Below are 19,170 nucleotides of genomic sequence, written 5' to 3'. Positions count from 1 at the left end.
TTTGTGTTAAAACATAGTCATAATAATGATGAACCTCGGGTGATTTGTGAGTCTCTTTCAAAATATCATTATCATCGTACTGCTCATCATCGCAGCAGGCTTTTTATCTTTAACTGAAATTGCATTGGCTGGTGCCAGAAAAGTAAAGTTAAAAATTTTAGCCGAAGCTGGCGAAGAACGTGCCCAACAAGTACTTGATCTACAAGAACAATCTGCCGATTTTTTTGCAGCTTCTCAAATTGGCCTAAATGCAGTTGCAATTTTAGGCGGTATTTTGGGGGAAGCTGCTTTTCGTCCCTTTTTTGTCACTTTAGTTGACCGCTTTTATGAAGGTCCATGGACACAAACTATCGGTTTTGCCCTCTCCTTCACTTTAGTAACTTCTCTATTTATTTTATTTGCCGATCTTATGCCAAAGCGCTTGGCAATGATTGCACCTGAAAAAATTGCAATTAGCGTTATTAACCCAATTCAAGTTTTTATTAAGGTGTGTAAACCCTTAGCTTGGGGAATTAATGCTATTGCGAATCTGTTATTTCGCTTATTTAAAGTCAATACAACACGCGAAGATAACATTACTTTTGATGATATCTCAGCGGTCATGGATGCGGGCGCTCAAGCCGGCGTACTTCAAAAACAAGAACACCACTTTATTGAGAATGTTTTTGAACTAGAAGAACGTACCGTACCTTCAAGCATGACGACACGCGAGAACGTCGTTTATTTCACCTTAAACGAACATGAAGATAGTATTCGTCAAAAATTAGCAGAATATCCTTACTCAAAATTTTTAGTGTGTAATGAAAATATTGATCAGGTTATTGGTTATGTTGATGCTAAAGATTTCTTAGTACGTATTTTAAATAATCAATCACCAACTCAATTAAATGAGTCTACCATTCGTACTGTACTCATGATTCCCGACACTCTCACACTCTCTGAACTACTTGACCGTTTTCGTTCTACAAAAGAAAAATTTGCTGTCGTTATCAATGAATATGCACTCGTTGTCGGAGTGATTACATTAAGCGATATTATGATTACAGTTATGGGTGATTGGGTTACTCCTATTGAAGAAGAACAGCAAATCATTAAACGTGATAATAACTCATGGTTAATTGATGGCAGCACACCAATTGATGACCTAAGACATGCTCTTGAAATTGATGAAATGCCTGATGAAGAAAACTATGAGACGCTTGCAGGTTTCATGATGTACCGTTTACGCAAAATTCCACGTCCAGCAGATTTTGTGGAATTTGGTGGATATAAATTTGAAGTTGTCGATGTCGACCATTTTAAAATTGACCAACTTCTTGTAACTCGGATTTTAGAACAAACCGAAACACACTCATCAATTGATGAAAACTAATCGTTATTAATTTAAATGCCCCACAATTTAGCTGGGGTATTTTTTTAAAACTAAATAACTTTTTTAAATATATGTAATAATTATTTTAGATTCATTTATTCAATTTGCTCTTTTAATCTAAAAGTATTATTATTTTATTTAACAACTCTATTAAAGCTTAAATACTGAAAATTAATAAAATAATCTATATCTCTTAACTGCTTATAAAGTGATTAAGCCCCATTTACATTGCAAACAAACTTATGTAGCTTAGCTCAAAGTAAGCCCCTAAATGCTTCTTCTTCTCATTTCACTCATCAAAATATATATAATTAAAAAAAATGCCATATAATTTTTATTTTTATAATACCTTTATATTATTTTATAATAGCATTCATTTATTATAAAACCATTATAATCTTAATATATATGTTCAGTATTTCATCTAAATATACCTATCCAAACGAATATATATTAACCAAATAAACTAAATATATTATTTGTCTTTTTAATAAAAATTAATAAGAATAACCAAGGTCAGAGTTTTGAATAAACTTGTTCAGTAAAACTATAGGCAAAGGATTGATTGTATGCTGACATTACTTGGTGTTGGCATGATTTTGTGCTTCATGTACTTAATCATGTCCAAACGTTTAAGCCCTATTATTGCTTTAATTCTCATCCCGTTTATTTTTTCTCTCATTGCTTGGGGCCTAGGTCATTACTTTGAAAGTTTAAGTCACATTGAACTTAAAGGTCTCAGTGAGATGATGCTGGATGGCATCAAAAAATTAGCGCCAACTGGCGTAATGCTTTTATTCGCAATTTTGTATTTTGCCTTAATGATCGATGCAGGTCTTTTCGACCCGCCGGTTAAATGGATTTTGAAAAAAGTTAAAGGCGATCCTTTAAAAATTACTCTAGGAACTGTCTTTTTAACCACTCTCGTTTCTTTAGATGGTGATGGCTCAACCACTTATATGATCTGTGTGGCTGCAATGTTGCCACTTTATCAACGTCTAGGAATGAACACACTCATCATGACTGCGCTTATGCTTTTATGTAGTGGTGTAATGAACCTAACGCCATGGGGTGGTCCTACTGCTCGTGCTGCAAGTGCGTTACAAGTTGATCCAAGCCATATTTTCGTACCAATGATCCTTCCAATGATCATTAGTATTGGCTGGTTATTCTTCTTGGCATATTTATATGGCCGTTATGAGCAAAAACGTTTAGGCGTGATTGAGCTTGAAAGTCATCATGGTGACAATATTACCGTGTCAAAAGACCCTGAAGCGACACGTCCACATTTACGCAAAGTAAATATGGTACTTACTATTATTCTCATGATTGCATTAATCAAAGGCATTTTGCCAATGTCAGTGCTATTCATGCTAGCGTTCTGTATTGCAATGCTGATTAACTATCCTGATGTTGATATGCAGAAAAAGCGTATCGCAATGCATGCAGATAGTATTTTAGCTGTTGTAGGTTTAATTTTCGCTGCAGGTATTTTCACAGGGATTTTATCTGGTACAGGTATGGTTGAGGCGATGTCTAAAGAATTCGTCGCAATGATTCCTCCAAGCATGGGCCCATATCTTGCACCGATTACCGCTTTAGTCAGTATGCCTTTAACATTCTTTATGTCAAATGATGCATTCTTCTATGGTGTTTTACCAATTCTTGCTGAAGCGGCTTCACATTACGGTATTAGCCCAGAAGCTATTGCTCGTGCATCAATTGTAGGTCAACCAGTACACTTACTATCGCCTCTTGTTCCATCAACTTACTTGTTATGCGGTCTTGCTAAAGTTGACTTTGCTGACCATCAAAAGTTCACATTTAAATGGGCATTTATAACATGTATGGTTTTGATGGGCACTGCATTAGTGATTGGCGTTTTCCCGCTCTTTAGTACACTTTAATTATTCCCCTAAAAATAAAAGCCCCAAACGGGGCTTTTATTTTTATTTATTTATATACTCAATCATGGCGTCTAAGAACGCATGAAAGTGCAAGCTAATATCTTCTTCTAAAATTTTATAGGCATTATCAAATTGCACCATTGGCCAACCTTCTTTCCAAAATGGGAAGATGTCATGTAAGTCATGAGTAACTATTGCATCTTCTCGAACAATCGCTTGTGAAATTTGTGCCAAAACTTGCGCTGTTTCTGCACCATCAATAGCTAAATAATCAATACCACGCGCTTTTAAAATACGAATTCGATCTTTTTTATAGCGAATTTTTTTAGCTTGAGCTGCATTTAAACCTAGTGCAAGAGTAACTGCCTCTACAAACTTTTCTTCAAAATTTGTATTCAGTGCCACTAAAGCCTGTTTATGTGCTTCCTGGCGTCCTGCTTTTCCCCCGTTACGGATGATCTCATTTGCTTCCGTATCTAGCTTATCTTTTTTCATCGACTGTAAAATGTCTAAAATTTCGATATCGCTTAAAGATTCAGGAGATTGCTCAAACATAGGAGTCTCTATACATACAACTAAAGGCGTATTCTCTCATAAAAGCAATACTAAAGCAGAGTAAAATTTTAAATAGCTCATTATCTTGACTATTTTTATAGTCCTAACTTCATCGACTACACTCATAAAATCAAATAATTCTTTGGTTATAATTTTAATTATTTGCCAAATTAATTTTACCCTGATAATATTATTTTACCCAGATAAAAATATATGGCTAAAATGAATACTAAAATCACCTATACTGCCTTCACTGGAAGCACGCTTATTGCGAGTGACTCCCTTATTGAACTTGCAAAAAAACTCAAAGATCTTCCGAAAACAACGGAAAATATTCTGATTTTTAATGATCAAACAGGTCAACAAATTGATCTTGATCTTTCTGGTTCGGAACAGGAAATTCAACAACGTTATGCTGAACCAGAAGAAATTAAAAAAGTTGGACGACCTAAACTCGGAGTAATTTCTCGTGAAATCACTTTACAGAAAAAACATTGGGATTGGTTAGATCAACAAAGTGCGAGTGCATCAGCAGTAATTCGTAAGTTAATTGATAAAGAGTTAAATAACTCAAATTCTGAAGGTAATATTATGCTCGCTAAACAAGCCATCGACCGTTTTATGTCTGCCATGTTGGGCAATATGCCAAATTACGAAGAAGCAACACGTGCCTTATATCAAGGTGATCGAGATATATTTTTAAAGATGATTCAGAACTATCCTAAAGATATAAAAGAGCATCTGATTCAAAAAACCCAAAATATTTTTTAATTTTTTGATTATTCCAGCTTCTTGATAAGCGGAACAATCAGACATAATCTATAAATCATCTTCATCATTTATTGAAGATGTCATTTTCATATCAAGATTTTTATAATCAACCCCCTGCAAACAACTTAGACATCTCTCTTTCAATTCATCAATCATTTGCTGTTGCTTTACCTCTCCTCCATCAAAGCTAGATAAAGCATCAATCTCATCAAAACATGCGATTACATATTTTAGATCGTTAGAAATTATTGTAGATTTTAAAAGTTCATTAGAAAAGCTCGACCTTGCTAAAGACCATATTCCAGCTTCAGGAGAAAGAATTCCCTGTTTCATTCCCTCTAAAACTCCCAAAGCTAGTGAAGCGATATAGAATTCAGCATTTTTATTAAGGGTTTCAAGTTTCATATATTAGAGATGTAGTTATATAAAAATATAGAGTATACACAATACAAAAAAACCCGCTTACGCGGGTTTTTTCAAAATCAATTCAGTCTATTAAAGACGAACTAATTCCACAACTTTTTCAGCTGCCTCTTCAACGGTTTCAGCAGTAACTTCTGTATCTGTACCATCCACAGCCGTAGTAATAACTACAACACCTGTCTCACGCAATAAAGTAATTTGATCAGCAGTTAAGTTGGCTTTTGCAATCGCAACTACACCTTGTTGGATCAATAAACTTTCTAAAACTTGAGCTTTCTCGATTAACTGTGCAGAAATCCCAATCACCGCTGGCTTTTGGCCCAAACGTGCAGCACGATCTTCAGCTGTTACAGGATTGCTATGTGCAGTCCATTCAACAGCAGCCTCAACCATACCTGCACCAACAGTTACGTTGCTTAAGCGGTCAATGAAGATGAATGAACCTGTATAACGAGAATCTTGATATTGATCAAACACAACTGGCGCATCGAACTCAACTACAACATCTGCAATTGCATTTAACTCAAGCTCTTCCACATGAGTATGTTCAAGTGTATTCACATTCACTCGATAGTGAATATTAGTGACTTTAGCAGGAACAGTCTGGGTACCAATCTTAACGTTGTATAACTTACCTTTCACGAGCGGATGTTCATTCATCCACACCACTGAAGCACGAACACTACGTGAAATTAACGGTTGCTCGCCAGCACGTACCAAAACGTTACCACGGCTAATATCAATTTCATCATTCAGGGTCAATGTAACCGCTTGACCCGCTACAGCCTGCTCAAGGTTTCCATCAAAAGTAACGATTTCTTTAACTGTTGAACGCTTACCTGATGGCAGTGCAACAATCTCATCACCAACATTGATTTCACCTAAAGCAACAGTACCCGCAAAACCACGGAAATCAAGGTTTGGACGATTTACATACTGAACAGGGAAACGGAATTCGTGTTTGTTTGATTCACGACTAATTTCCACCGACTCAAGAATGCTCATCAAGGTTTGACCCTTGTACCACGGCGTATGAGCTGACGGATTCACAACATTATCGCCATTTAAGGCAGAGATTGGTACAAACTGAATATTGGCTGGACGACGATCACCTAATTGGCTTACGAAAGCATCATATTCAATCTGAATTTCAGTGAAACGCTCAGGTGAATATTCAACCAAGTCCATCTTATTGATTGCAACAACAATATTTTTAATACCAAGCAAACTTGCAATAAACGTATGGCGACGAGTTTGAGTTTGTACACCATAACGTGCATCGATCAGGATGATTGCCAAGTCCGCAGTTGACGCACCTGTTGCCATGTTGCGTGTATATTGCTCATGCCCTGGAGTATCCGCAATAATAAACTTACGCTTTTCTGTTGAGAAATAACGGTATGCTACGTCAATGGTAATACCTTGTTCACGTTCTGCTTGAAGGCCATCTACTAGTAACGCCAAGTCTGGTGCATCACCCGTAGTTCCTACTTTTTTACTGTCTCGCGTTACAGCTTGCAATTGATCTTCATAAATCAATTTTGAATCGTAGAGTAAACGTCCAATAAGCGTACTTTTACCATCGTCTACGTTACCGCAAGTCAAAAAGCGTAGAAGGTCTTTTTGTTCATGTTGCTTTAAATAGGCCAAGATATCTTGACTGATTAATTCTGATTGATGAGACATTGCTCAAACTCCACAAATTTAGAAATTGTCTTAGAAATAGCCTTCTTGCTTTTTCTTTTCCATTGAGCCCGCTTCATCATGGTCAATCATACGACCTTGACGCTCAGAACTCGTGGCTAAAAGCATCTCTTGGATAATTTCAGGTAACGTATCTGCTTCAGACTCAACTGCACCAGTTAACGGGTAACAGCCAAGCGTACGGAAACGTACAGACTTCATCTGTGGAACTTCACCCTCTTTTAGACGCATACGCTCATCATCAACCATGATTAACGTACCGCTACGCTCTACTACTGGACGAACAGCAGAGAAATAAAGAGGAACGATTTGAATATTTTCTAAATAGATATATTGCCAGATATCCAACTCAGTCCAGTTAGATAAAGGGAATACACGAATACTTTCACCTTTGTTCACTTTACCATTGTAAAGATTCCAAAGTTCAGGGCGTTGGTTTTTCGGGTCCCAACGGTGTTTGCTATCGCGGAATGAGTAAACACGCTCTTTTGCACGTGATTTTTCTTCATCACGACGTGCACCACCAAAAGCAGCATCAAATTGATATTTATCCAAAGCCTGTTTTAAAGCTTGGGTTTTCATAATATCGGTATATTTTGAACTACCATGATCAAATGGGTTGATCCCAGCTTCACGGCCTTCTTTGTTCTGATGAACAATTAAGTCAAAACCATGAGTTTTTGCCATGTTATCGCGAAACGCGATCATGTCTTTAAATTTCCAACCCGTATCTACATGTAATAATGGGAATGGAAGTTTAGCTGGATAAAATGCTTTTAACGCAAGATGAAGCATAACAGCCGAGTCTTTACCAATTGAGTAAAGCATGACTGGGTTTTCGAATTCTGCAGCAACTTCACGGATGATATGAATGCTTTCCGCTTCAAGCTGTTTGAGATGTGTGAGTCTTGATTCAGTCATGAACACGTCCTTCTCTATCCATTTTGCCCATAAAATCTAGAAGTAGTATTAAACCACCACCTAGAAGACCATGTGGAGGAACGAGTGCCATAACAACTCCAATTTTTCGTGATAGATAATCCAACCACAAGCCTTTATATGGCTTATAGCATTAGTTATGCATTATAGTGATTTAAAACCGATTCCTTTTGCTTGTTTTTTCATATTGATATTCGATTTAATCATATACATGTAATATGCTGATTCACTTGCATAACTTTGTAATCCTAGCTTGTGTAACCAACTTAAGCAAATCATGTTCTAGTCTTTAGTTTTCTTTAAAAGCCATAAAAAAGAGAAGCATTAATCGCTTCTCTTTTCTAAAACATGATCTAATCTTAGAAACCAAACATTTTACGTTCTAATGGAATTTCAACACCAATAGATGCACCTGCATCATTACCCTCAAGATCCGAATCACTTACCCATCCATTAATTTTTAATGGAAGATCAGGTTTGATGAAATGCGTCCACGTTAAATCAAGTGCTTTAATTTCATCATCTTTAGGGAATGCTTTATTGATTGCCAAGTTAGATTGGTTAACTTTAACCACCATAGCGCGACCACTTAAACGGTTCATGACATCAAAGCGGATATCGCCACCCACCGAATACATTTGCCCGTCACCACCCATCGCATGACCTAACGAGAAACCATGTTGATAATAGCCATCTGTATATTGGTGGTGATTATATGAAATCCCTCTTGCATCACCATTTGTACGTGTATCTGCCCATTCAGCATAGAGTTGATAAGGCATATTATTAACTATTGAAGAATAATCTGCTCCAGCCAAATACATTTTTTTAGATGGTAAACCACCCGCCTCATCTTCCCCTACATATTGCCCGTAAACACTGACTGGGATATTAAACAACGGTTGTAATTGTAAACGAGCATCAAAACCTGCTAACTGATTAGATGCATTATCTTCGCCTACACAACTACTTTCAGTACAACCATTATCTTTACCGATAATCGCATTCCAATAGGCTTTAAAACTATTTGGCTGACCATCTCCACCAATTTGAATCGCTCTAGAAGCACCAAGTTCTAAAGCAGGAAATGGTTGTGCAGTTAAACGCATCCCAATTAATTTTGCATTATGTATTTTATAATCATCTAATTGACCAGCAAAAGCTTGATATTGCCAAGGTCCAATCCAAGACAACCATTTTGTCTCAAAAGCATTTTGCACAGCACGTTGTGCAGTTACCCCATAAACTGGTCGACTTGCATCACCACGAATTAAGCTACCATCATGTCCAGGTCCCCACCATGTTGGAATTTGACCTGCAACTACCCATTGATTCCAAAGTTTACCAGCGACATATGAACCCTCAACATTGACATCTTGACCATTATCAATTTGTGGGTCTTTTTCTGCATTTACTCGGATTTTAGCGTCCCAGTTTTCACCGCCAGCATTAAACTCTAATGAACCTTGGTACTGTGATTTTTGGTTATCGCCAAATGCTTGTGGAATATTTTTAATATCAGATTCAGCAAAAGCACCCACTTTAACTGTATTGTTATCTGCTTTTAACGCATTAAGTACTGAATTAATAACTTTTTGTTGAGCTGGATGCGTCACTTTTGCTTGAGAAAGTGCTCTTTGAATTTCATCACCACTTAACGGCCAAGTTGAAGTGCTAATACTGATAACACCTTGTTGATTTAACCAGTTTAAGTCGGTACGTAAGTCTTCATTATTTAGCACTAAACCTTGTGCAAAAATAGCGGATGAAGCAGTTGCCAATATTGCAATTGAAAGTGTTTTTCTTAGAAACATGCCAGCCAATTCTCAAAGTTATTTATGAGCAACACCTTAAATTTTTTATCACAACTTTGCAATTGTTAAACTGTGCAATTACATTTTTTAACGCTATCTTAAGATTAGTATAATTAGGTAAGTTTCTAGATATAAAAAGTAATAAAAAAGGCAGTATAAATACTGCCTTTTTGCATCTTAGAAGATTAACCTTCTTTACGGCGCATATGCGGGAATAAAATTACATCACGAATACTTGGTGCGTCAGCAAATAACATAACCAAACGGTCAATACCAATACCTTCACCTGCTGTTGGAGGTAAACCATATTCAAGTGCTTCAACAAACTCTGCATCGTAATGCATTGCTTCATCATCACCAGCGTCTTTTTCAGCAACTTGCGCTTGGAAACGCTCAGCTTGATCGATTGGGTCATTTAACTCGCTGAAGCCATTTGCTAACTCACGACCACCGATGAAGAATTCAAAACGATCTGTAACGTGTGGATTGTCATCATTACGACGCGCCAATGGAGAAGTTTCCGCTGGGTAATCAGTAATAAATGTTGGCTGACGAAGTTTAGTTTCAACAGTTTCTTCAAATACGATTGTTTGAAGCTTACCTAAACCAAAACCTGGCTTAACCTCTTCTTTCAACTCTTCACGAATAAATTTTGCAAGAAACTCGCGATCACCTACATTTTCAGGTGTGAACTGCGGATTATTCTCTAAGATCGCATCGAACATAGAGATTTTCTTGAATGGTCCTTTGAAGCTAAATACTTCACCTTGGTAAGGAACATCAGTTGTACCTAGAATATCCAAAGCCAACTTTTCAAGCATATTTTCAGTCAATGCCATTAGGTCTTTATAATCAGCATATGCCTGATAAAACTCGATCATCGTGAATTCAGGGTTGTGACGTGTTGACACCCCTTCATTACGGAAGTTACGGTTGATTTCAAACACACGCTCAAAACCACCCACAACTAAACGCTTCAAATAAAGTTCAGGCGCAATACGTAAGAATAAAGGCATATCCAAAGCATTGTGATGTGTTTCGAATGGACGTGCAGAAGCACCACCTGGAATCACATGCATCATTGGCGTTTCAACTTCCATGAAACGCTCATTGTTTAAGAATGCTCGAATACCTGCAACAACTTTGGCACGGATTTCAAAAGTCTTACGTGTTTCTTCATTCACAATTAAGTCAAGGTAGCGTTTACGGTACTTAACTTCTGTGTCATTTAAGCCATGAAATTTATCTGGTAACGGACGAAGAGATTTTGTAAGAAGTTCAAAACCTTCAAGATGAACATATAAGTCACCTTTGCCTGAACGTCCGATATAACCTTCGGCAGCAATAATGTCACCGAGATCTAAACCTTTAATGGTTTCAAGAATATCTTTTGGTAAGCCTTTACGGTCAACATATAACTGAATACGACCTGTCATGTCTTGAATCACCATGAAAGAACCACGGTTTAACATGACACGGCCGGCCACTTTTACATAGACATGCTCAGCGCTTTCAATTTGTTCTTTCGACTGATCTTTAAATTGTTCTTGTAGATCAGCTGCGTAATGTTCACGCTTAAAAGTATTTGGCCAAGGACTCTTTCCAGTTTCCTTTGCAACATCTTGGATTTGCTTTAATTTGGCATGACGCTGTGCAATTAAATCGTTTTCGGAAATAGTTGGTTCAGAAGTCGATTGAGCGTTTTGTTGCGTCATCTCTGCCTCGATTAAGTAAAAATGAAGTGGCATAGCTTAACAGATTGCAGGAGTTTTTCGAATGATTTCAATCAAACAAAAATGAAAAAAGACAATTTATGGAAACGAGCCGTACTTTTTAAAGGCAAAATGACTTAGACCAATCGCTAAGATCATTTTTTAAAGCTTTTAGTAAAATATAAAAAAATCCAAATAACCTCGATATTCAAAGGCCCTTTTTGCCTTTTATTTTATCAATGAGATTGTGTCGTAAATAATGAAAATTCTATTTTTACATGGCTTGGATTCTTCTCGTGAATCGACAAAGTTCCACGCCATTTTACATCCTGAAAAATTTTGTATTGACGTTGATTATCGTAACCTAAGTTATGCGTCTGTTGAGTACTTCTATCATCAGGCTATTCAGACGATTAAACCAGATTTACTGGTTGGTCACAGCCTTGGAGGATATTGGGCCTTAAAAACTGCCGCTCAACATAAATTAGCTGTGATTGTGGCAAATCCAAGTCTTACGCCTAGTTTTCGACCTGATTATCCTCAGCTTTCCGAAGAGGAACTTACCCTCTCTAATCCTAAAATGGCTTATTTAGAATTAGGAGATGAGCAACTTGATATGTATCAGGTTCAAGAAACACTTGCACCCTACATGAATATTGAAACCTTTGAAGGCGGACATCATCGTTTGGCCTACCCTTCTCGTATCAATGATTTGATTATGAAAATTTATAAAAAATATTTGGCTTAAATTGATGCCGATTGCCTATTTTTCTTCTGCTAATTTCTTAATCACCTCAAAACCTTGAACGAAGCCACTTTTCAACATACCCATATATTCAGGTAAGGTGGCTAATTCAACTTTTAAAGTAGTTACATTATCGTATTGGCTTAAAAAATATTTTTCTAGAGAACCACTCCAGCCTTTAACTTCTTCACTTTCTAAATCTTCCTTATCATCCTTAATCATTCCTAAATGTTTAAAAATCAAGATTTCCGGCTTTTTCAATTCTTCAATGGTGGAAACCATGCCATTGCCTTCACCATCTAGGAAATAAGTTTTGCCACCGATTTGCCAATCGGTACGCATTGAGGAATCTGGAGCAAAAAATTTTGTCCAAGCATTATATGTCTCGTTATTCCAAAGTAATTCCCATACTTTTTCTATAGGTGCCTCAATTTCTACTTCGTATACTAAATTTTCCATACTTAACTTCCCTGATTTATTCCGTTCTTATACTGCCGAATTTTAATTTTCGCGTTTAATGATGACATCTGTTGAATCTTTATTTGTTGTTATTTAGCTTTCTTATTATATAAATGTTTTAAATGAGCAGAAACTTTTTATCTCTTAATAATTTCACAAACAAGATTAAGTTTAAAATTAACGTTAAGAATGTATTAGTTATTATTAATTTATGCTCAAGTTTTGCCTAAAAAACCACTTATTTGTCCTAACCTGCCATTCATCTTTGCTTACGAATGATTAAACTCCGTTATTTGCTTTACATTAAATGTAGAACTGCGTAAAAATTTGATATCCGATCAAAGGCACATTGGTTATTATTGACCGGATCGTGGTTACATTATTAATAGATGGAATAGTTTTACTGAAAGGCAGCTTTGAGCAAACTTATCAGTGCGGAGAGTCTCATGAAAAAATATCAATGTATCGTTTGTGGATGGATTTACGATGAAGCAGAGGGTTGGCCACAAGACGGCATTGCAGCTGGAACAAAATGGGAAGATATCCCTGATGACTGGACTTGCCCTGATTGCGGCGTTTCAAAAGCTGACTTCGAAATGATCGAAATCTAATGATTTAAAGCAAAAGGCCATGATTGACATGGTCTTTTTTACGAATATTCCCAATCACCGTATTAAATAAACAATTCTAACTCTGGAGAGAAAAATGCATCCTATCGTCATTATCGGATCAGGCATGGCAGGTTATACCTTAGCACGTGAGTTTCGTAAGCTTAGCCCAGAGCAAGAACTTGTGATGATTTGTGCGGATGATGCAGTGAATTATGCAAAACCAACATTATCAAATGCATTTGCAGGTAAAAAAGCACCTGAACAGATTGCTTTAGGTGATGCTGCTAAAATGGGTACCCAACTCAATATGCGTATTGAGCCTTTCACTTTTGTAAAAGAAATTTTAGCTGAACGTCATGAGCTTGTTCTTGAAAAAGACGGGGTAATTTCGAATCAACCCTATTCAAAACTGATTTTAGCTGTTGGTGCTAACCCAATTCGTCTTGCAATTGCAGGCGATGGCAGCGATGACATTCATGTAGTGAACTCACTCATTGACTATCGTGCTTTCCGTGAAAATCTAGCTCAACGTAAAGACAAACGTGTTGTTATTTTAGGTGCTGGTTTAATTGGTTGTGAATTCGCCAATGACTTACTTCACAGTGAATATGACATTACTGTCATTGATTTGGCACCTCAACCATTAGGTCGCTTATTGCCAGGTCATATTGCTTCTGCATTCCAGCAAAATCTCGAAGAGGCTGGTGTTAAATTTGCATTAGGCACAACCGTTGAAAAAGTTAGTAAAATTAATAATGGCGAAGATTATGCGATTACACTCGCAAACGGCCAAACTTTGGTAGCCGACATCGTTCTTTCAGCGATTGGTTTACAGCCAAATATTTCACTTGCTAAAAGTGCAGATATTCAAACAAGCCGTGGAATTATTACCAATAGTTTACTTGAAACAAATCAAGCCGATATTTATGCGATTGGCGATTGCGCTGAAGTAAATGGCACGCTACTTCCGTATGTAATGCCGATTATGCAGCAAGCTCGTGCTCTTGCAAAAACCCTCAGCGGACAACAAACTGCCGTGCACTATCCTGCTATGCCAGTTGCAGTAAAAACTCCTGCAGCTCCACTTACAGTGTTACCAGCTCCAATGGATGTAGAAGTGAACTGGGAAACAGAAGAGTTCGACGATGGTATGCTTGCTAAAGCAATTGACAATGAAGGAACATTGCGTGGTTTCGTATTGTTAGGTGCAACAGCAGGTAAACAACGCTTAACTTTAACAAAGCTTGTTCCAGATCTTATTCCAGCCCAAGCATAAGGTTTGAATCAGGAATACTCTTTTGTGAGTATTCCTTTAAGGAATGAATAACATGAATAGTGCCTTACAGTTTAACATTTCGCCGTACACATCCTTCATGCAAGAAACCAAGGTCAACTTAGGCAATGGTATTGAGCTACATGTAGAAGTAGGTGGAAAACCGGAACATCCAACCATTTTGCTGATTATGGGTCTTGGCGCTCAAATGCTTTTCTGGCCGGATTTCTTCTGTAAATCACTCATTGATCAAGGTTTTCGTGTTATTCGTTTTGATAACCGTGATATTGGCCTTTCTTCAAAAGTACGTCATGAAGGTAAACGGCTAAATACGGTTAAATTGATGGGTCGCTTTGCGCTCGGACTAAGTAATCAAGGTGCCCCTTATACTCTGCATGATATGGCAGATGACGTATCAATGCTCATTGACCGCTTAGGCGTGGCTAAGACACATGTCATTGGTGCATCAATGGGCGGGATGATCGCTCAAATTCTTGCAGCAAAATATCCTGAAAAGGTTGAGAAATTAGGGCTCATGTTTACAAGTAATAATCAGCCTTTTTTACCCCCTCCTTTTCCGAAACAGCTTTTGAGTTTAATTGGCAAACCTGAGTCACGTGACGAAGAAGGTATTGTTAATCACAGTTTAAAACTATTTCAATTGATTGGTTCACCTGGTTACGTCAACCAGATTGAAGCAATGCAAACTGCACGCAAACTTTATCAACGTAGCTATTATCCTGCTGGTGTACTTCAACAGTTTTTAGCAATATTATGTACAGGCTCCTTACTTCAACTGGACCGTGAAATTAAGCAACCCGCGTTAGTCTTACATGGCTCTCGTGATCGCTTACTTCCACCTAGTCATGGTAAGGCTGTAGCAAAAGCAATTTCCGGTGCTAAGTTTGAATTAATTGATGGAATGGGGCATGATATCCCTGCACATTTTATTCCTCAGCTTAGCGGTTTATTTGCGCATCATTTTAAATCATCATACTAGGACACTATGGCTGCATTACCCTCACTAAGACAGCTATCATATTTAGTTACGTTGTCGGAAACTTTGCATTTTACTGAAGCAGCACGCCGCTCTTTTGTCACGCAATCGACGTTATCAGGCGGCATCATGGAGCTTGAACGATTGTTAGGTGGCGTTCTGGTAGAGCGTGACCGTCAGAATGTGCGTTTAACACCATTGGGTGAACAAGTTGTTGCTCGTGCCCGTGTATTACTAGCAGATGCTCAAGATTTAATGCGTTTGAGCCGTGAAATGAGTGAACCGTTAACAGGTGATTTGCATTTGGGCGTTATCCCAACCATTGCACCTTTTATCCTGACACGGTTACTTGATGAAGTGCATCAGCAGTTACCTAAAATTCAGTTGCATCTGCATGAAGCTCAAAGTGAAAAAATTGTAGAGCGTCTAGAACACGGTAATCTAGACATGATTGTTCTTGCTCTACCGTTTGATACTAGAGGCCTAAAAGTCGCTGAAATCTCGAAAGAAAATTTGTACCTTGTATGTAGTAAGCAAGATACAAATGCTTTGCAAGCAAACTCCCTAGATGATCTTGATTTATCGAGATTAATTTTGCTTGAAGAAGGCCACTGTTTACGTGACCACGTTTTAAGTGCATGCCCTATCGGTGAACGTAAAAACGACAACCGTTTAAAAGCAAGCTCTCTACCAACTTTAGTTGAAATGGTTTCTTCTGATTTAGGTTTTACCCTTTTACCAGAAATTGCAATTGATAACAGTATGATCAAGTTTAATGATCAAATTACTGCAAAACCAATTGAAGATGCCCCGAGTCGCACTTTAGCGCTAGTCACTCGTAAAAGTACGCCGCTACAAAGTGAATTCGACGTGTTACTGCAAATTATGCAGAAAATCACGACAAACCTACATGAATAAAAAAAGGAGTCTTCGGACTCCTTTTTATTTTATTGAGGTGTAAGGGATGCCCACTTAAACACCCAAGCAGATTGCATATTCAAACTATTATCAGCAATAATTTTTTCTCTAATAATCTGTGCTATAGCATAGTCGTTGGCTGGATCTATCATGACTCGTATTCCTTTAGTGGTTGAGCTGGTTACAACCTTATAGCCCTTTGCTTCAAGCTGTGACTGAATCTTATTTGCTTTATTTTGATTAGAAGCTAGCGCAACTTGTACCATCCATTTTTTTTCACCATTTTCTAAAATTTCTTTAGCGATCGCAGCATCAAGTTGTTTTTTATTTTCAGAATTTTTCTTTTCTTCTTTTGTGTGAACTTCCTCATTTTTCTTTTGCGCTAAAAACTCATCTTGCTTTTGTTTTCTTTTTTGGATGATTATTGTTTTATTCCTTACCTCACTCTTTTTAGTTTTATCATTGGAAACGGGCGCAAAATAAGGATATATCGCTTGATCATCAAACCTTTGAAATACGATAATATCCCCATAACACTTCTGATCTGCGTAGGCGGTCACTGGCATTATCCCCAAAAGTATTCTAATAAGTAAATTTCTAATAAAGCATTGCATCTTATTCATTTACCGAAGTTAAGTATATTTAATGCGGCGTATTAAAGTAGATTTCACATGATTTGTATATTTATAAAATTCAATGTTTTATGGAAAAAATCACATATTTTAAAAACATCTTGCTGTGCTTCAAATTATTATCGTTTACCCAACAACCATTTAGAAAAACTAATTAAATTATTTTGAATTTCAGTGAATTAAAAAAGCCGACATTTTGTCGGCTTTTTTAATTAAATTTAAAACTTATTATTTAATCATTTCTAATAGTGCCCGTTGAGCATTATGCAATTTTTCACCCTCTGCTGGCTCAGCACGCACCCAAGTACCATCTGACTGTAACAACCAAGCTTGCTGGTTATCTTGCAAATAGTTCACTAGGCCTTGTTGATAAATACGTTTTTTCAATGCAGGATCTTCCACAGGGAAACATGCTTCAACACGGTTAAATAAATTACGATCCATCCAGTCTGCGCTTGAGCAGTAAATACGTGCATCACCATTATTACTAAAGTAATAAACGCGAGTATGCTCAAGGAAACGCCCTACAATTGAACGTACACGAATATTTTCTGATAAGTTGGGCAAACCTGGACGTAAACAGCAAATAGAACGAATAATCAGATCAATCTGAACACCCGCTTGAGATGCTTCATATAATTTATTGATTAATTGAACTTCCGTTAAGGCATTTACTTTCACAATAATTTGAGCTTTACGCCCCGCCTTAGCATTGGCAATTTCTTCATCAATAAAGTTGATGAGCTGAGCATGTAAGGTAAATGGTGCATGTAATAGCTTTTTCAATTTCGCCATTTTGCCCATACCAGTCAACTCTTGGAAGATACGGTGCACATCTTCACACAGATCTTTATCGGTCGTCATGAGACCATAATCGGTATAAATTCGAGCATTCATTGCATGGTAGTTACCAGTGCCTAAATGAACGTAACGCACAAGTTTGTTATTTTCACGGCGTACCACCATAATCATTTTGGCGTGAGTTTTATAACCAACAATACCGTAAACAACCACAGCCCCTGCTTCTTGTAAAACGTTAGCCACTTCAATATTTGATTCTTCATCAAAGCGGGCACGCAATTCAATAACCGCGGTCACTTCTTTTCCATTACGCGCAGCTTCCGCCAAAATTTGTACAATTTCAGAGTCAGCACCACTACGGTAAAGTGTCTGCTTGATTGCCAATACTTGTGGATCGCGAGCAGCTTCACGAAGTAGCTGAATCACGGGAGCGAAAGATTCAAACGGATGATGAAGCAAAATGTCTTGCTTCTGCATTGCAGAGAAAATGCTCTCGGTCTTTTTAAACACTTTAGGCACAACCGGCGTATGTGAGTCATAACGCAAATGAGGGCGTTTAAAATTTGAAACCAGACGAGCCAAGTTTACAGGGCCATCAACTTTGTATAATTGCTCATCGGTTAAATCAAATTCTTCTAATAAGTACTCGTAAATATGCTGCGGACAGTTATGAGTTACTTCTAAGCGAACAGCACGGCCAAAACGTCGAGAACTTAATTCACCTTTTAAAGCTTTTGCTAAATCTTCAACATCTTCATTTAATGCCAAGTCTGCATTACGTGTAACACGAAATTGATAACATCCCGTTGCTGTCATGCCAGGGAATAAATCGGACACATGCTCGTGGATAATTGCAGATAGCATGACGTGATGTTCTTTACCACCTGTTAACTCATCTGGCAGTCGTACAACGCGAGGTAATGAACGTGGGGCTGGAACCACGGCTAAATCAATTTGACGGCCAAAAGCATCTTTACCTTCTAAGGTAATAATAAAGTTTAAGCTCTTGTTTACGAGACGTGGGAACGGATGCGCTGGATCTAAGCTAATTGGGGTTAATACAGGTGCAACTTGTTCTTGAAAATACTTCTTAATCCAAGCTGACTGTGCTGGCGTTAGTTCACCACGACGGAGGAAGCAAATATCTTCTTCACGTAATTTAGGTAAGATTTCTTCATTTAAAATACGATATTGACGTTCAATCGCAGCGTGAGCAGTTTCAGAGATTTTTTGTAAGACTTGTCTTGGCGTCAAACCATCAGGGCTACGACTCTCATTGCCCAGAGAAAATTGCTCCATCACCCCCGCAACACGAATTTCGAAAAACTCGTCTAGATTACGTGAAAAAATGAGCAAGAAATTCATTCGCTCAAGTAATGGATGTAAAGGGTCTACCGCTTGCTCCAATACACGCAAATGGAAGTCAAGAATAGACAATTCACGATTTATATAACGGTCATTATAACTATATTCTGTTGGGGTCGTTGGTGTAATCGCTGTATTCATGTCTAACTCAATTCTCTATCCAGCCAAAATC

19 protein-coding genes are annotated in these 19,170 nt (G+C 37.6%); 9 read left to right on the top strand and 10 right to left on the bottom strand.

The features are described 5' to 3' along the window. Nucleotides 1–46: 46 nt before the first annotated feature. Nucleotides 47–1,372 carry a hemolysin family protein gene (locus ACTJJG_RS08730; RefSeq protein WP_002117726.1) on the top strand — a complete coding sequence of 442 codons (1,326 nt, stop codon included), beginning with the start codon at nucleotides 47–49 and terminating at the stop codon, nucleotides 1,370–1,372. A gap of 569 nt (nucleotides 1,373–1,941) precedes the next feature. After that, the gene (locus tag ACTJJG_RS08725; RefSeq protein ID WP_002117607.1) at nucleotides 1,942–3,279 is read left to right on the top strand and encodes a CitMHS family transporter; all 1,338 of its coding nucleotides are present in this window, start codon (nucleotides 1,942–1,944) and stop codon (nucleotides 3,277–3,279) included. A 42-nt stretch (nucleotides 3,280–3,321) separates the two neighbouring features. Here the strand turns inward: ACTJJG_RS08725 and ACTJJG_RS08720 are convergent, their stop codons facing one another. Further along, nucleotides 3,322–3,834, bottom strand: coding sequence for a hypothetical protein (locus ACTJJG_RS08720; RefSeq protein ID WP_002117749.1), 513 nt, complete (start codon nucleotides 3,832–3,834; stop codon nucleotides 3,322–3,324). Nucleotides 3,835–4,047: 213 nt separating this feature from the next. Between ACTJJG_RS08720 and ACTJJG_RS08715 the strand changes: the two genes are divergently transcribed. Next, entirely contained in the window at nucleotides 4,048–4,605 is a 558-nt protein-coding gene (locus tag ACTJJG_RS08715; protein WP_080776927.1) for a DUF2239 family protein, read from the top strand. A gap of 48 nt (nucleotides 4,606–4,653) precedes the next feature. Here the strand turns inward: ACTJJG_RS08715 and ACTJJG_RS08710 are convergent, their stop codons facing one another. The 6 genes from ACTJJG_RS08710 to lysS all read right to left on the bottom strand — a co-directional run bounded on the left by ACTJJG_RS08710 (nucleotide 4,654) and on the right by lysS (nucleotide 11,200). Beyond that, a complete protein-coding gene (locus tag ACTJJG_RS08710) occupies nucleotides 4,654–5,010 on the bottom strand; it encodes a hypothetical protein (RefSeq protein ID WP_032056837.1) in 357 nt (118 codons plus the stop codon). A gap of 90 nt (nucleotides 5,011–5,100) precedes the next feature. After that, nucleotides 5,101–6,714, bottom strand: a complete 1,614-nt coding sequence (gene cysN / locus ACTJJG_RS08705) for a sulfate adenylyltransferase subunit CysN (RefSeq protein ID WP_032056838.1) — start codon at nucleotides 6,712–6,714, stop codon at nucleotides 5,101–5,103. A 30-nt stretch (nucleotides 6,715–6,744) separates the two neighbouring features. After that, on the bottom strand, nucleotides 6,745–7,653 hold the full coding sequence (cysD, locus tag ACTJJG_RS08700; protein WP_000140408.1) for a sulfate adenylyltransferase subunit CysD: 909 nt from the start codon (nucleotides 7,651–7,653) through the stop codon (nucleotides 6,745–6,747). Then, nucleotides 7,646–7,777, bottom strand: a complete 132-nt coding sequence (locus ACTJJG_RS08695; protein ID WP_002117520.1) for a hypothetical protein — start codon at nucleotides 7,775–7,777, stop codon at nucleotides 7,646–7,648. Before ACTJJG_RS08695 ends, cysD begins: the two co-directional genes overlap by 8 nt. 253 nt (nucleotides 7,778–8,030) lie before the next feature. After that, complete coding sequence (locus tag ACTJJG_RS08690) at nucleotides 8,031–9,485, bottom strand: capsule assembly Wzi family protein (protein WP_002117621.1); 1,455 nt, start codon at nucleotides 9,483–9,485, stop codon at nucleotides 8,031–8,033. Between the two features lie 185 nt (nucleotides 9,486–9,670). Beyond that, nucleotides 9,671–11,200, bottom strand: coding sequence for a lysine--tRNA ligase (gene lysS / locus ACTJJG_RS08685; protein WP_002117806.1), 1,530 nt, complete (start codon nucleotides 11,198–11,200; stop codon nucleotides 9,671–9,673). A gap of 256 nt (nucleotides 11,201–11,456) precedes the next feature. Between lysS and ACTJJG_RS08680 the strand changes: the two genes are divergently transcribed. After that, entirely contained in the window at nucleotides 11,457–11,945 is a 489-nt protein-coding gene (locus ACTJJG_RS08680) for a YqiA/YcfP family alpha/beta fold hydrolase (protein WP_014206073.1), read from the top strand. 15 nt (nucleotides 11,946–11,960) lie between these two features. On the opposite strand, the gene ACTJJG_RS08675 is transcribed toward ACTJJG_RS08680, so the two are convergent. Then, complete coding sequence (locus ACTJJG_RS08675; RefSeq protein WP_032056840.1) at nucleotides 11,961–12,401, bottom strand: SRPBCC family protein; 441 nt, start codon at nucleotides 12,399–12,401, stop codon at nucleotides 11,961–11,963. A gap of 446 nt (nucleotides 12,402–12,847) precedes the next feature. On the opposite strand from ACTJJG_RS08675, the gene rubA reads away from it, so the two are divergent. The 4 genes from rubA to oxyR all read left to right on the top strand — a co-directional run bounded on the left by rubA (nucleotide 12,848) and on the right by oxyR (nucleotide 16,200). Further along, nucleotides 12,848–13,012, top strand: coding sequence for a rubredoxin RubA (rubA, locus tag ACTJJG_RS08670; RefSeq protein WP_000760495.1), 165 nt, complete (start codon nucleotides 12,848–12,850; stop codon nucleotides 13,010–13,012). Between the two features lie 94 nt (nucleotides 13,013–13,106). Next, the gene (gene rubB / locus ACTJJG_RS08665) at nucleotides 13,107–14,288 is read left to right on the top strand and encodes a rubredoxin reductase RubB (protein WP_032056841.1); all 1,182 of its coding nucleotides are present in this window, start codon (nucleotides 13,107–13,109) and stop codon (nucleotides 14,286–14,288) included. Nucleotides 14,289–14,340: 52 nt separating this feature from the next. Then, complete coding sequence (gene estB, locus ACTJJG_RS08660; protein WP_032056843.1) at nucleotides 14,341–15,285, top strand: esterase EstB; 945 nt, start codon at nucleotides 14,341–14,343, stop codon at nucleotides 15,283–15,285. Between the two features lie 6 nt (nucleotides 15,286–15,291). After that, the gene (oxyR, locus tag ACTJJG_RS08655; RefSeq protein WP_005070616.1) at nucleotides 15,292–16,200 is read left to right on the top strand and encodes a LysR family transcriptional regulator OxyR; all 909 of its coding nucleotides are present in this window, start codon (nucleotides 15,292–15,294) and stop codon (nucleotides 16,198–16,200) included. 29 nt (nucleotides 16,201–16,229) lie between these two features. On the opposite strand, the gene ACTJJG_RS08650 is transcribed toward oxyR, so the two are convergent. Then, nucleotides 16,230–16,814 carry an SPOR domain-containing protein gene (locus ACTJJG_RS08650; RefSeq protein WP_039757134.1) on the bottom strand — a complete coding sequence of 195 codons (585 nt, stop codon included), beginning with the start codon at nucleotides 16,812–16,814 and terminating at the stop codon, nucleotides 16,230–16,232. Nucleotides 16,815–16,871: 57 nt separating this feature from the next. Here ACTJJG_RS08650 and ACTJJG_RS08645 point away from each other — a divergent pair, with 57 nt between their 5' ends. Then, the gene (locus ACTJJG_RS08645; RefSeq protein ID WP_081318620.1) at nucleotides 16,872–17,000 is read left to right on the top strand and encodes a hypothetical protein; all 129 of its coding nucleotides are present in this window, start codon (nucleotides 16,872–16,874) and stop codon (nucleotides 16,998–17,000) included. A 60-nt stretch (nucleotides 17,001–17,060) separates the two neighbouring features. Here ACTJJG_RS08645 and ppk1 read toward each other — a convergent pair whose 3' ends face one another. Continuing rightward, nucleotides 17,061–19,139: a polyphosphate kinase 1 gene (gene ppk1, locus ACTJJG_RS08640; protein WP_002117516.1), complete on the bottom strand. Its 2,079-nt coding sequence runs from the start codon at nucleotides 19,137–19,139 to the stop codon at nucleotides 17,061–17,063. Nucleotides 19,140–19,170: the final 31 nt, after the last annotated feature.

The sequence above is a fragment of the Acinetobacter sp. 22512 genome (genome assembly GCF_052044755.1).
GTDB lineage: Bacteria > Pseudomonadota > Gammaproteobacteria > Pseudomonadales > Moraxellaceae > Acinetobacter > Acinetobacter pittii.
Note: the sequence above shows the minus strand (reverse complement) of the source record. Positions and strands in the feature narration are given on the sequence as shown.